Origin of the sequence: Streptomyces sp. SolWspMP-5a-2 (assembly GCF_900091845.1) — a bacterium.
GTDB classification, from domain to species: domain Bacteria; phylum Actinomycetota; class Actinomycetes; order Streptomycetales; family Streptomycetaceae; genus Streptomyces; species Streptomyces doudnae.
The window spans coordinates 1-12,991 of the sequence record NZ_FMCI01000110.1 but is presented as its reverse complement, the minus strand read 5'-3'; the positions used below and the strand labels follow the sequence as shown (position 1 = coordinate 12,991).

Genomic DNA, 12,991 nt, shown 5'->3' with positions numbered 1-12,991 from the left:
TGGGCGAACTCACCTGTGCTGTCACCGGTTCGGCTGGAAGCGGATCGGGAGGGGCGCGCGGGAGGTTGCGCACCGGCCCGCGCACGCCGGTACGGTCGTCGGCATGAACACGTCCTGGTGGTTGGCGCTTGCCGCGGTCGTCCTGCTCGCTCTGATCGCCGCGCTCGTCGACGGCTGGGGGCGGGGACGGCGGCCGGCGCGCGGCCGGACCCGGCCGCCGGGCCGTCCGGAGCGGCGCGGCGGGGACGGCGCACGGCCGAGGCCCGCCGAGATCTGGTGGGCGAACGTGCCGTTCGAGGACGGTCCGGGCGCCAAGGACCGGCCGTGTCTGGTGCTGGCGGTGCGCGGCGGCCGGGCGACGGTCGCGAAGATCACCAGCAAGGACCACGGTGAGCGGCCGGGGGTGCTGGCGCTGCCCGCGGGCACCGTCGGCGACGCGCGGGGGCGGGCGAGCTTCCTGGAGACGGACGAGCTGCGCCAGGTGCCGGTGCGGGAGTTCAGGCGGCGGGTCGGCGAGGTGGACCGGGCCCTGTGGGACCAGGTCAGGCGCCTGACCCGCTGATCCCGCCCGGTCCGCCGCAGGACTGCGCGCGGGTCGCCCGGAGGGTCTCCGGGCGACCGGGGCGGTGCGGCCGGCGCGGCCGGGTCAGGCCCAGAGCTGGCCCTGGAGGGTGGCGATGGCCTCCTCCGTCGTGGCCGCCGTGTAGACGCCGGTCGAGAGGTACTTCCAGCCGCCGTCGGCGACCACGAAGACGATGTCCGCGCTCTCGCCCGCCTTGACGGCCTTGGTGCCGACGCCGATCGCGGCGTGCAGGGCGGCGCCGGTGGAGACGCCCGCGAAGATGCCCTCCTGCTGCAGGAGTTCACGGGTGCGGGTGACGGCGTCGGCGGAGCCGACCGAGAAGCGGGTGGTGAGGACGGAGGCGTCGTACAGCTCCGGGACGAACCCCTCGTCCAGGTTGCGCAGGCCGTAGACGAGGTCGTCGTAGCGCGGTTCCGCGGCGACGATCCGGACGTCCGGCTTCTGCTCGCGCAGGTAGCGGCCGACGCCCATCAGGGTGCCGGTGGTGCCGAGCCCGGCGACGAAGTGGGTGATGGAGGGCAGGTCGGCGAGGATCTCCGGGCCGGTGCCCGCGTAGTGGGCGCCCGCGTTGTCGGGGTTGCCGTACTGGTAGAGCATCACCCAGTCGGGGTGCTCGGCGGCCAGCTCCTTGGCGATCCGGACGGCGGTGTTGGAGCCGCCCGCCGCGGGCGACGGGATGATCTCGGCGCCCCACATGGCGAGCAGGTCGCGCCGTTCCTGCGAGGTGTTCTCGGGCATCACGCAGACCATGCGGTAGCCCTTGAGCCTGGCGGCCATGGCGAGCGAGATGCCGGTGTTGCCCGAGGTGGGTTCCAGGACGGTGCAGCCGGGGGTGAGCCTGCCGTCCTTCTCGGCCTGCTCGATCATGTGCAGGGCCGGGCGGTCCTTGACGGAGCCGGTCGGGTTGCGGTCCTCCAGCTTGGCCCAGATCCGGACCTCGGGGGACGGCGAGAGCCGCGGCAGGCGCACCAGGGGGGTGTTGCCCACCGCGGCCAGCGGGGAGTCGTACCGCATCGACGATCAGGCCATGCCGCCGGCGACGGCCGGCAGGATCGTGACGGTGTCGCCGTCGGTGAGCTTCGTGTCGATGCCGTCGACGAAGCGGACGTCCTCGTCGTTCAGGTAGACGTTGACGAAGCGGCGCAGCCGGCCGTCCTCGACGATCCGGGCCTGGATGCCGGGGTGGGCGCTCTCCAGTCCCGCGAAGAGGTCGGCGAGGGTCTCGCCCTGGCCCTCCACCGCCTTCTGCCCGTCGGTGTACTGGCGCAGGATGGTGGGGATGCGGACCTCGATGGCCATGGTTGCGGCTCCTGTCGAAAGGATGGGAAGGGTGGGCGCACGGCGCTCCGCCGCCCGGCGCACGGCCTCCGGCGGCGGGAACGCGTCAACAGATGGCGCTGTTCAGCCTGCACAGATCGACGTGCAGCCGCGCCACGAGCAGGGCGCCCGGCGTCTTCTCGCTCACGTCGTTCAGAACCATGGGTTCATCGTATCGATTCCCGGCCGGGCCCCCGGAGTGTGATCTCACGCTTCGGACCGAATTCATCCACGGTATGAGATCAGTACGTCTCGACGACGGTGATCTCCTCCTCCGTCACCACGCCCTCGACGATCCGGTACGAGCGGAACTGGAAGTCGCCGAACCCGTCGGTGTCGGCGGTGGAGACGATGACGTAGTGGGCCTGGGGCTCGTTCGCGTACGAGATGTCGGTGCGGGAGGGGTACGCCTCGGTCGCGGTGTGCGAGTGGTAGACGACGACCGCCTCCTCGTCGCGGTCCCACATCTCGTCGTGCAGCCTCTTGTGCTCGGTGTCGTCGAACTTGTAGAAGGTCGGCGACCGTTCGGCGTTGAGCATCCGCACGTACCGCTCGGGCCGGTCGGAGCCCTCGGGTCCGGCGATGATCCCGCAGGCCTCGTCGGGGTGGTCCTCGCGCGCGTGGGCGACGATCCGGTCGTACAGCTCCTGGGTGAGGGTCAGCATGCGGGCAAGGATAAGCAGACGGGCCGTCCCGTACCGAGGGGTGGTACGGAACGGCCCGGATGCCGGACGCGGGGCGGTCAGCCGACCTTCTGCGACGGCTCGGCCTGCTCGGCCGACGGGTCGCGGCGGGCGGTGACCTCCGGGTTGCGGCTCTTGAGGACCGTCCAGCCGATGCCGAGGGCGACGGCCCAGCCCGCCATCACGTAGAGGCAGACGCGGGCGTCGGCGTCGTAGGCGATCAGGCAGGTGACGAAGAGCAGGAACGCGATGGCGATGTAGCTGCACACCGAGCCGCCCGGGGCCGGGAAGCGCGAGGCGGGCAGCCGTCCCGCGACCACCGCGCGGCGGTACAGGACGTGGCTGACCAGGATCATCAGCCAGGTCCAGATGCCCGCGGCGGTGGCGATCGAGGTGACGTAGCCGAACGCCTTCTCCGGGACGACGTAGTTCAGGACCACGCCGATGCCCATGAACAGCACGGAGACGGTGATGCCGAAGGCGGGCGCCTTGGTGCCGGACAGCTTCCGGAAGCGGGCCGGGGCCTCGCCGTTGGCGGCCAGGTTGCGCAGCATCCGGCCGGTCGAGTACATGCCGGAGTTGCAGGAGGAAAGGGCCGCGGTGAGGACGACGAAGTTGACGATGCCGGCGCCGGCCGGGATGCCGATCTTCGCGAAGGCCGCGACGAACGGGCTGACGCCCGGGGCGAACTCGGTCCACTTGACCACGCAGAGGATGACGGTGAGGGCGCCGACGTAGAAGAGGGCGATCCGCCAGGGCAGGGTGTTGATGGCCTTGGGGAGGGTCTTCTCCGGGTTCTCGGACTCCCCCGCCGTGACGCCGACCAGCTCGACGGCCAGGTAGGCGAACATGACGCCCTGGAGGGTCATCAGGGACGAGCCGACGCCCTTGGGGAAGAAGCCGTCGAACTCCCAGAGGTTGGAGACGGCGGCGGTGTCGCCCGCGCTGCTGAAGCCGAAGGTGAGGACGCCGAGGCCGATCACGATCATGCCGATCAGGGCGGTGACCTTGACCATGGAGAACCAGAACTCCAGCTCTCCGAAGACCTTCACGGAGATCAGGTTGACCCCGAAGAGGACCACCAGGAAGACCAGCGCGGTCACCCACTGGGGGACGGCCGGGAACCAGTAGTGGACGTAGATCGCGGCGGCCGTCAGCTCGGCCATGCCGGTGACGACCCACATCAGCCAGTAGGTCCAGCCGGTGAAGTAACCGAAGAACGGGCCGAGGAACTCACGGGAGTACTCGGCGAAGGAGCCCGAGACCGGGCGGTAGAGCAGCAGTTCGCCGAGGGCCCGCATGATGAAGAAGATGATCGCGCCCGCGAGCGCGTACATGAGGATGAGGCTGGGGCCCGCCTTGGCGATGTTCGCCCCGGCGCCGAGGAAGAGACCGACGCCGATGGCGCCGCCGATCGCGATCATCTGGACCTGGCGGCTGCCGAGTCCCCGTTCGTACCCCTCTTCCTCGGGGGTCCGTTCCGTGTCGACCTGAGCGGAGGTCATGTCTGTGGTGCGCCTTTCTCCATACCGGCCCGTGGCCTCTCGTCGGCCCGTGGTCGGTCTCGATCCCCCCGGATTGATGGAGTTGAGCGGCCTCCTCGGAGCCCGCTCGTGCCTGGCCGACGGTCATCGGCTCGGTGGCGCACCCGGCCGGACCTGGGTGGTGTCCGCCGGGCGATCGTGAAGATTTATCACGCCCGCAACAATGGTCGACGGGAGCGGATGTGGCGCACGCCACAGAGAGAAGCGGACAAAAAGCACCGCCGTGGACCATAGCGGTCGACGGCGGTGACGTGATCGTTATCCGGATTTGAGTGTCCTCTGAGCGACCGCCGGAGCGTCGCGGCTCAGGGCGTCAGGGTGCCCACCAGGGTCTCCTGGAGCCCGCCGAGCCAGAGGTAGGCCATCACCATCGGCTTGCGCGAGTCCTCGTCCGGGAGCCCGTAGAGGACGTCGGTGTCCTCCTCGGCGGTGATGCCGAGCCGGGCGCCGATCGCGAGGCGCAGGTCGTTCAGGGCGGTCAGCCACTGCCGGGACTCCTGCGGGGTCAGCCGCAGGATCGCGCCGCCGTCGCCCGCCGGGGTCAGCGAGTCCAGGGTGCGGATCACCGCGAGGGCGTTCTCCCGCTTGCCCGCCCGCAGGTCGTTCTCGGTGTAGCGGCGGAACTCGGCGGAGTGCGCGAGCCGCTCCTCGGCCTGCGCGGGCGAGTCGGGCGCCCGCTCGGGGTCGCCGTAGGCGTCCGGGAAGAGGCGGCGCAGCACCGGGTCCCGGGGCGGCTCGGTCGGTCCGTCGGCGAACAGCTCGGCCAGCGGGTCGTCGGGGGCGTCCTCGGCCGGTCCGGGACCGATGAGTTCGAGGAGCTGGACGGCGAGCGAGCGGATGATGGAGATCTCGACGTCGTCGAGGGCCACGGCGGCGCCGCCACCGGAGGTCGGTTCGAAGTGTCCTGGCATGGGGACGGTCGCTACTCCCGGTCCTGCTGGCTGGTGCGGGTCATGTGCGGTCCTGCTGGAGCGTGGCCCACAGACCGTAGCCGTGCATGGCCTGGACGTCGCGCTCCATCTCCTCGCGGCTGCCGCTGGAGACCACCGCGCGGCCCTTGTGGTGCACGTCGAGCATGAGCTTGGTGGCCTTGTCCTTGGAGTAGTGGAAGTACGTCTGGAAGACGTACGTCACGTAGCTCATGAGGTTGACCGGGTCGTTGTGGACGATCGTGACCCAGGGGACGTCCGGCTCGGGGACGGCGAAGACCTCCTCCGCCGGCTCGGTCCGTTCGGTCTCTAGGGGAGCGGGTGACGTCACATCGCCCATGCTGCCACGCAACCCAGAAATCGTCACACCGACGAAAAGGGAGTAGCATCCCCAGCCATGCCCCCCGGATCGGGGGAGAACGGGCGAGTCATGGCTAGGAGAGTTGTCGTGGATGTAGCGGACCTTGGGCTGCCGGTGGACGTTCCCTCCACGGCGCTGTTCACGGATCAGTACGAGCTGACGATGCTCCAGGCGGCGCTGCGGGCGGGGACCGCCGAACGGCGCAGCGTCTTCGAGGTCTTCACGCGGCGGCTGCCGGAGGGGCGGCGCTACGGCGTGCTCGCGGGGACCGGGCGGGTCCTGGACGCGGTGGAGAACTTCCGCTTCGACCCGGACGTCATCGGGTTCCTGCGGGAGCGGGGCATCGTCGACGAGCCGACGCTCGAATGGCTGGCCTCCTACCGCTTCGGCGGCGACATCTGGGGCTACCCGGAGGGCGAGGTGTACTTCCCCGGCTCCCCCGTGCTGCGGGTGGAGGGCTCCTTCGCCGAGTGCGTGCTCCTGGAGACGGTGATCCTCTCCATCCTCAACCACGACTCGGCGATCGCCGCGGCCGCCTCCCGGATGTCGTCGGCGGCCGGTGGCCGTCCGCTGATCGAGATGGGCGCCCGCCGCACCCACGAGCTGGCCGCGGTGGCCGCCGCGCGCGCCGCCTACGTGGGCGGTTTCGCCACCACCTCCGACCTGGCGGCCGGTTTCCGCTACGGCATCCCGACCGTGGGCACCTCGGCGCACGCCTTCACCCTGCTGCACGACCACGAGCGGGACGCCTTCCGCGCCCAGGTCGACTCGCTGGGCCGGGGCACCACGCTGCTGGTGGACACCTACGACGTCGCCGAGGCGGTCCGCACGGCCGTCGAGGTCGCCGGTCCCGAGCTGGGCGCCGTCCGCATCGACTCCGGTGACCTGCTGCTGGTCGCGCACCGGGTGCGCCAGCAGCTCGACGACCTGGGCGCCACCGGCACCCGCATCGTGGTGACCTCCGATCTCGACGAGTACGCCATCGCGTCGCTCGCGGCGGCCCCGGTGGACGCGTACGGGGTCGGCACCCAGCTGGTGACCGGCTCCGGGCACCCGACCTGCTCGATGGTCTACAAGCTGGTGGCCCGCGCGGAGTCCGCCGACCCGAAGGCGCCGCTGGTGCCGGTGGCGAAGAGGTCCACCGGCGGCAAGACGTCGATGGGCGGACGCAAGTGGGCGGCCCGCCGCCTGGACGCGGACGGGGTCGCGGAGGCCGAGGTCGTCGGCACCGGTGAGGTCCCCGCCGGGCTGGCCGACCGGCAGCTCCTGGTCGAGCTGGTCAAGGGCGGCACGGTGGTGGCCCGTGAGCCGCTGGACGCGGTCCGTGACCGGCACACCCGGGCCCGCGCGGGCCTGCCCCTCTCCGCGACGCAGCTCTCGCGAGGAGAACCGGTTCTGCCGACGGAGTACGTCCAGGACGTCGACGGCGGCTGACGCGCCCGGCGCGCGTCCCGGGGGGCGCGGGCCGGGGTGTGCCGGGGCGGCGCACGGGCATCAGGACCCCGTGCGCCGTGGCACCGTCCCGGCCGCGCCCCGTCCGCCCCCTCCGCCTCGCCCGCCTCCCGTCCGCCCCCGCCCGCCTCCTGTCCGCGTACCGTCCGCCCCCTCCCGTGCGGGCCGCCCGGTCAATAGGCTCGTCCCCCTCAACCTCACCCGAAGGACACCGACCATGCGCCGCGCACTGATCGTCGTGGACGTCCAGAACGACTTCTGCGAGGGAGGCAGCCTCGCCGTCGCCGGGGGCGCCGACGTCGCCGCCGCCGTCACCGAGCTGATCGGTCAGACGGCGGGCCCCGGCTACCGGCACGTGGTGGCCACCCGCGACCACCACATCGCGCCCGGCGGCCACTTCGCCGACAACCCCGACTACGTCCACTCCTGGCCCGCGCACTGCGTCGCGGGCACCGAGGGGGTGGGCTTCCACCCGAACTTCGCCCCGGCGGTCGCCTCCGGCGCGATCGACGCCGTCTTCGACAAGGGCGCGTACTCGGCCGCCTACAGCGGCTTCGAGGGCGCCGACGAGAACGGCGCCTCGCTCGCCGACTGGCTGCGCGCCCGCGAGGTCACCGAGGTCGACGTGGTGGGCATCGCCACCGACCACTGCGTCCGCGCGACGGCCCTGGACGCGGCCCGCGAGGGCTTCGCGACCCGGGTGCTGCTGGAGCTGACGGCGGGGGTCGCGAAGGAGACGACGGACCGCGCGGTGGAGGAGCTGCGCGCGGCGGGGGTGGAGCTGACGGGGAAGCCGGTGGTGTAGCCCGGCGTCAGCGGCCGCGGGCGCCCGCCGGCCGCGGTGGAGCCGCAGCGCTGCCGGGGCGCGCGGCGAGGGGGACGGGCATCGCCCCCGCTGGACGCGGAGGACCGCCGGCGGGGCTCAGGCCCGGACCGCCCGGCCTCTCGGCAGGGCTCTGATCGGGTGCCACAGCTCCGTCATGGTGATGCCCTTGGCCACCGCCCCGCCCGGGGCGCCGCGCCATATCAGGCCGTCGGGATGGTGCAGGACGGCGGTGATCTCGTCCGGGGTGGGCGGGGCCGCGTTGCCGCGGAGGTAGACCGACCGCAGGCCGAGGTTGCGCAGCCGGGTCAGCGCGCGGGCCCGGTTGTGGGCGTGGACCAGGACCCGGACCCCGGTGCCGTCGGCGGTCGGGCTCGGCAGGTTCATCGCCACCACGACACTGCCGGTCGGCAGCTTGCAGAAACCTCCTGCGGCCATGCGGTCACACCCCCGTGTGCGTCGGTGTCAATAAGAAAGTCACAGGACGCACCTAAACACGATCGGCGGCGACCCGCCAAGGGGTTGCCGCCGATACGCGTCTGACCTGCTAAAACGTCGCTACTTGGAGGAAGGTCCAACCTTCAGGCCGATCGTCGAGCCGTCCAGCGGCTCCTTGACGATCTTGATCGACGTGTTGGTGTCAGTGATCTTGACGCCCGCGAGCGGGTTGGACGGGTCGTAGTACGTCGACCGCCCGTCGTCGAAGACCGGGACGCCCGGACGGGCCTTGATCTTGGTCTTGACGTCCGCCTTGTGGAGCGTGATCGCGTCCGTCGGGTACCAGCTGAAGGTGGAGTCGAAGGCCTGCACGCGGTTGCGCATCAGGGTGCCGTCGGACCACTTCAGCGCGGCCGGGTGCGCGTCGATCGGGAGGATCTGGCCGACGCCCGGGTGCTCGCTGGTGTTGTCGTCCGCCTGCGAGGTGTCCCACTTCCAGATCAACAGGCCGTTCTGGTACGCGTAGTGCTCGACCCAGTCGGGACGCGCCGCCGAACCGAAGTTGTACGGGCCCGTCTTGAGGGTCTTGTCGTAGGAGACGTACTGGCGGTTCTCCGCGATGTAGTACTGCGGGTAGTCGTCCGTGATGGACGCGCCGATGCGGGAGAACCCGTTGGCGGTCCACGCCGGGTCGGCCGTCTCGGCGTTGTCGGAGAAGACGGTGGCGCCGTCGGCGGTCACCTTGATCTCGTCGGCCGTGAAGCCCTGCAGCGCGAGGCCGCCGTCGGTGGCGTAACGGAAGCGCAGCTGGACGTTCTTGCCCGCGTACGCGTCCAGCGGGAACGTCAGCTTCTGGTACGCGTCGACCGAGCCGGTGAGCGCGGGCTTGCCGCTGCCGTCACGCGGGACGGCGCTGCCGTCGGCCAGGGTGCCGTCGACCGGCGTCCAGTTGGAGCCGTCGGTGGAGACCTCCGTGTAGAGGAAGTCGTAGTCCTGCTCGATGTCCCACCAGGCGTCCAGGGTCAGGCTCGCGGAGGACGTGCCGGTCAGGTCGACGGACCGGGTCAGCGTGTTCTTCAGGTCGTTGCCGCTGCCGCTCCACCACTGGGTGGCGCCCTCGGCCGGGGCGACGATCTCGGTGGTGACGGTCTTGTCCGGCAGCTTCACCACGAGCGCCTGCGGGTTCTTGGTGTTGTACTCCGCGACGCCCAGCGTGTGGCTCGACCGCTTGCCCGCCGTGGCGACGTCGTAGTCCAGCCAGCCCAGTTGCAGCTTGTCCCAGGCGTTCATGTCGCCGGGCAGGTCGCCGATCGACTCCTTGCCGGTGCCGAGCCAGGAACCGGAGGACATCAACGTCCAGAAGCCGGTGGAGTTCTCGCCGCCGCCGGAGGTGTCGTACTCGTCCGGCAGACCGAGGTCGTGGCCGTACTCGTGGGCGAAGACGCCGAGTCCGCCGTTCTCCGGCTGGATCGTGTAGTCGCCGACCCAGATGCCGGTGTCGCCGATCTGGGTGCCGCCGAGCTTGTTGGTGTCAGGACCGGTCGCGCCCGCGTCGGAGCCGAACGCGTACCAGCGGTGCGCCCAGATCGCGTCCTCGCCCTGCGCGCCGCCGCCCGCGGACTCGTCCTCGCCCGCGTGCACGATCTGGAAGTGGTCGATGTAGCCGTCGGGCTCGTTGAAGTCGCCGTCGCCGTCGTAGTCGTAGCGGTCCCACTGGTCGTACTCGGCCAGCGTCGCCTTGATCTCGGCGGACGTCCTGCCCTTGGCCTTCTGGTCGGCGACCCAGGCGTTGACGCCGTCCTGCACCGCGTACCAGGCGCCGGTGGGGGCGTCGTTGGAGCCGTAACGGGCCTCGTTGTAGGGGACCTTGACCCAGTCGGTCACCACCCCGTCGACCGAGTAGCGGCCCGAGGACTGCTTCTCGTAGTACTTCTTCAGGGACTCGGTCTTCTTGCCGGTGCCGAAGTAGAGGTCCTGGTAGTGGGCCTGGTTGTAATCGGCCTTCCACTCCGTGGAGTTGTCCTTGCTCCGGTCCGGCGCGGCTATCTCGTTGTGCAGCGGGCCGGGGGTGCCGCCGTAGCGGCTGTCGACCTGGTCGCCGAACTCGACCAGGATGGTGAAGATCTTGTCGGTCTTCTCCCGGCCCAGCTCGACGTACTTGCTGCCGCCCTTGCGGTCCTTGCCCTTGAGCTGGACGACCTTGGAACCGCCGCGGTTCTTGACCGACGCCTCGCCGGATATGACCTGCTTGAGCGCCTCCTCCCGCTGGGCCGACTGCGTCCGCGTGAGCGGCCCGTCGAAGTCGTGCTCCCTGGCCTTGGCCGGCTGCGGGTCGTGCTGGTCGGCCGCCACCGGTGCCGCGCCGCCCTCGGCGGCCTGCGCGACGGCGAACGTGGTGAACGTCGCCGACGCGGCCGCTATCGCGACGACCGTGGCCGCCGTTCTGAACGTCCAGGATCTGCTGGTCACTTGATGGCCTCCCCTGACGCGTCCGTCCGCGCGGACAGGGGGATCCCTCTGGGGGTAGGTCCGCGCGCGGTATACGCGTGTAGTCAAGTGACGCCATTTGACTACTGGTTTACGAGAAAAACAGACCTTGACTTGAACAGATCAAGTGCATTATCGAGAGCCGGGGTTCGCATTGCGGACACATGACCGTAACGTGACCCACATCCGGCCAGGCTCGAACAGGCGCGTGAGCCGGTCCGCCTGGCGGACCGCATGAACCCGTGCGCCCCCCGTGCACCGGTACGGTCGGTTAGGTCACGCTTACTGTTCGCCCCAGTCGGGCATGCAGGCGTTTAGAGTCGATTGGCGGACGCCCGCGCTACGGCGGAAAGCCAGGTCAAACCCCCGTGACCCCCACTTCCGAGGACACGATTGCCATGCCTCGTCCGACTGCCGCACAGCTCGCCTACGGTTCGTGCACCGTGGTGCTCTCCACGGTCGCCATGCTGCTGCTGTCCCAGACGAGTTCGGGGGTGGGCGTCGCCGTCATCGCGTTCGCGGCGCTCGCGCTCGGGCTGCTCGTCGCGATGACCGTCCCCGTGCCCAGGGCGCAGGCCGACGCGCCCGCCGGGGAGCGGGCGCCCGCCGGGCGGCACGCCGAGAAGCCCGTGCCGGTCCCGGCCACGGGCTCCTCGCACCGGCGCTGACCACCGGGCGGACGGCTGTGCGCGTCAGGCGGTGCTGACGACCACCGTCTTCGCCGCCTTGTCGTGCAGGCCCTGCTTGTAGGGGCGGTCGAAGAAGCTCCAACCGCCCGCGATCGCCGTCCAGATGCAGGCGCAGCAGAAGGCGAACGGGATCCAGAGCACCAGGGAACGGATCAGCGTCGTCTGCACGGAGGGCGTCGCGCCGTCGTCCAGGTTGGCGACCCGCATCTTCAGCCACTTCTTGCCGAGGGTCTGACCGGTGCGGCTGATCATCACGGTGTCGTAGCCGACGTAGAGCACGGCGGCGATCAGCGACTGCACGAACGACCGCCCGAACGCGACGTTGTTGCCGCTGACGTTGTACTCGTGCACGCCGATCGGCCAGGTCACCAGCCACACCACGATGCCGACCAGGATCAGGTCGATGATCCGGGCCAGCGTGCGCCTGCCGCTGTCGGCCAGCGGCGGCATCCCCGCCAGCGGATCGTTGGGGAAGGGCCCGCCCCCGCCGTACGGACCGCCCCCGGGACCGCCGCCCCCGTACGGACCGCCGCCGTAGGGGTCGTTGCCGTAGGGACCGCCGCCGCCCGGGGCACCGCCGTAGGGGTTGCCGCCGCCCGGAGCGCCGCCGCCGTAGGGATCGCCGCCGCCCGCGGCTCCGCCGCCCCAGGGGCTGCCGCCCTCGGGTCCGGGACCGGAGGGGGTGCCGCCGGACGGCGGGGGCTGCTTCCTGAACGGGTCGTCTTCCGGGGTCCCGCCGGAGCCGGGGGGCGGTTCGGTGCTCATGGCCCGAGTCGACCGCGAACACCCCGGCTCCGCATCCGGCGAGCGTCCGTCCGGGGGACGCGGCGTCCCCGCGGGGCTCGTCCCCCGGGGCGCGTCCGCGGGGTTGTTCAGCGGGGCGCGGCAGCGGGGCTGGTCAGCAGGGCGCGTCCGCGGGGCTGGTCAGCGGGGCACGTCCGGTTCGCCGTCAGGACGCCGTCGGGACGCGCTCGGCCCGCCCGTCGGACCTCCGTCAGCCCGGCGTCAGACCGGCGTCAGACCGGCGCCAGCCCGTCGTCAGCCCGTCGTCAGCCCGTCGTCAGCCCGCGACGAACGTGTGCGCCGCCTTGTCGTGCCAGCACTGGTGCCACGGGCGGTCGAACAGGCACCACAGGACGCCGACCACCCCGAACACCAGCAGCCCCGGCACGCTGTAGACCAGCCAGCGGCGCAGCGCGGCGCCGAACCCGGGCGGCTCGTGCCCCTCGATGTCCCGGACCTCCAGGCCGAACAGCCGCTTGCCCGCGGTGCGGCCCCAACGGGCGGTGGGCAGCGCCTCGTACACGACGCCGAACAGCAGCAGCACGGCCAGCACGATCCCGAGGTAGACCGCGGTGGTGCCGTCGAGCAGCCAGACGGTGACGGTCTCGCCGGAGAGCTTCGCCGCGTCGATCTTCTCGTCCACGTGGTCGACCGCCCGGGTGCCGAGCGGCACGGCGGCGGCGCCCGTGACGGCGGCGACCACGACGGTGTCCAGCAGCCGGGCCGCGAGCCGCTTGCCGAGCGGGGCGGGCCTGGCCTCGGCACGCCGCCGCGCCGTCGCCTGGAACACGTCCTCCACCGGCGGCTTCCAGGGCACCACGGGCTGGTCGCCGTCGTCCCCGGCGAGCCGGTGCACCTGCTGCGCCCAGGACGGCTGGCCGCCGCCCTGACCACCGGCCATG

15 protein-coding genes are annotated in these 12,991 nt (G+C 71.4%); 4 read left to right on the top strand and 11 right to left on the bottom strand.

Annotation, left to right across the window (positions count from 1 at the left end):
• Nucleotides 1-103 precede the first annotated feature (103 nt).
• Complete coding sequence (locus GA0115242_RS10365) at nucleotides 104-562, top strand: type II toxin-antitoxin system PemK/MazF family toxin (RefSeq protein ID WP_093826877.1); 459 nt, start codon at nucleotides 104-106, stop codon at nucleotides 560-562.
• A gap of 84 nt (nucleotides 563-646) precedes the next feature.
• Here GA0115242_RS10365 and GA0115242_RS10360 read toward each other — a convergent pair whose 3' ends face one another.
• The 7 genes from GA0115242_RS10360 to clpS form a co-directional block, all read right to left on the bottom strand.
• Nucleotides 647-1,597, bottom strand: coding sequence for a PLP-dependent cysteine synthase family protein (locus tag GA0115242_RS10360; protein ID WP_093826875.1), 951 nt, complete (start codon nucleotides 1,595-1,597; stop codon nucleotides 647-649).
• Nucleotides 1,598-1,603: 6 nt separating this feature from the next.
• Nucleotides 1,604-1,882 (bottom strand): MoaD/ThiS family protein, encoded by a 279-nt coding sequence (locus GA0115242_RS10355; protein WP_093826874.1) that lies wholly within the window; start codon nucleotides 1,880-1,882, stop codon nucleotides 1,604-1,606.
• 85 nt (nucleotides 1,883-1,967) lie between these two features.
• Nucleotides 1,968-2,063, bottom strand: a complete 96-nt coding sequence (locus tag GA0115242_RS42450) for a putative leader peptide (protein ID WP_311636697.1) — start codon at nucleotides 2,061-2,063, stop codon at nucleotides 1,968-1,970.
• 79 nt (nucleotides 2,064-2,142) lie between these two features.
• Nucleotides 2,143-2,565: a Mov34/MPN/PAD-1 family protein gene (locus tag GA0115242_RS10345; RefSeq protein WP_093826871.1), complete on the bottom strand. Its 423-nt coding sequence runs from the start codon at nucleotides 2,563-2,565 to the stop codon at nucleotides 2,143-2,145.
• 77 nt (nucleotides 2,566-2,642) lie between these two features.
• The gene (locus GA0115242_RS10340) at nucleotides 2,643-4,088 is read right to left on the bottom strand and encodes an amino acid permease (protein ID WP_093826869.1); all 1,446 of its coding nucleotides are present in this window, start codon (nucleotides 4,086-4,088) and stop codon (nucleotides 2,643-2,645) included.
• Nucleotides 4,089-4,432: 344 nt separating this feature from the next.
• Nucleotides 4,433-5,038 carry a DUF2017 domain-containing protein gene (locus GA0115242_RS10335; RefSeq protein WP_093826867.1) on the bottom strand — a complete coding sequence of 202 codons (606 nt, stop codon included), beginning with the start codon at nucleotides 5,036-5,038 and terminating at the stop codon, nucleotides 4,433-4,435.
• Between the two features lie 40 nt (nucleotides 5,039-5,078).
• Complete coding sequence (gene clpS, locus GA0115242_RS10330) at nucleotides 5,079-5,396, bottom strand: ATP-dependent Clp protease adapter ClpS (RefSeq protein ID WP_093826864.1); 318 nt, start codon at nucleotides 5,394-5,396, stop codon at nucleotides 5,079-5,081.
• Nucleotides 5,397-5,504: 108 nt separating this feature from the next.
• On the opposite strand from clpS, the gene GA0115242_RS10325 reads away from it, so the two are divergent.
• Both GA0115242_RS10325 and GA0115242_RS10320 read left to right on the top strand, forming a co-directional pair.
• Nucleotides 5,505-6,851 carry a nicotinate phosphoribosyltransferase gene (locus tag GA0115242_RS10325; protein ID WP_093826862.1) on the top strand — a complete coding sequence of 449 codons (1,347 nt, stop codon included), beginning with the start codon at nucleotides 5,505-5,507 and terminating at the stop codon, nucleotides 6,849-6,851.
• 235 nt (nucleotides 6,852-7,086) lie between these two features.
• On the top strand, nucleotides 7,087-7,674 hold the full coding sequence (locus GA0115242_RS10320) for an isochorismatase family protein (RefSeq protein WP_093826860.1): 588 nt from the start codon (nucleotides 7,087-7,089) through the stop codon (nucleotides 7,672-7,674).
• A 117-nt stretch (nucleotides 7,675-7,791) separates the two neighbouring features.
• Here the strand turns inward: GA0115242_RS10320 and GA0115242_RS10315 are convergent, their stop codons facing one another.
• Together GA0115242_RS10315 and GA0115242_RS10310 are read right to left on the bottom strand one after the other, a co-directional pair.
• Entirely contained in the window at nucleotides 7,792-8,130 is a 339-nt protein-coding gene (locus GA0115242_RS10315; RefSeq protein WP_093826858.1) for a hypothetical protein, read from the bottom strand.
• A gap of 120 nt (nucleotides 8,131-8,250) precedes the next feature.
• Nucleotides 8,251-10,599 carry an immune inhibitor A domain-containing protein gene (locus GA0115242_RS10310; RefSeq protein WP_093826856.1) on the bottom strand — a complete coding sequence of 783 codons (2,349 nt, stop codon included), beginning with the start codon at nucleotides 10,597-10,599 and terminating at the stop codon, nucleotides 8,251-8,253.
• Between the two features lie 416 nt (nucleotides 10,600-11,015).
• On the opposite strand from GA0115242_RS10310, the gene GA0115242_RS10305 reads away from it, so the two are divergent.
• Complete coding sequence (locus GA0115242_RS10305; RefSeq protein ID WP_093826854.1) at nucleotides 11,016-11,285, top strand: hypothetical protein; 270 nt, start codon at nucleotides 11,016-11,018, stop codon at nucleotides 11,283-11,285.
• 24 nt (nucleotides 11,286-11,309) lie between these two features.
• Here the strand turns inward: GA0115242_RS10305 and GA0115242_RS10300 are convergent, their stop codons facing one another.
• Both GA0115242_RS10300 and GA0115242_RS10295 read right to left on the bottom strand, forming a co-directional pair.
• On the bottom strand, nucleotides 11,310-12,071 hold the full coding sequence (locus GA0115242_RS10300) for an RDD family protein (protein WP_093826853.1): 762 nt from the start codon (nucleotides 12,069-12,071) through the stop codon (nucleotides 11,310-11,312).
• A gap of 295 nt (nucleotides 12,072-12,366) precedes the next feature.
• On the bottom strand, nucleotides 12,367-12,991 hold a 625-nt coding region (locus GA0115242_RS10295), incomplete at its 5' end, for an RDD family protein (RefSeq protein WP_093826851.1).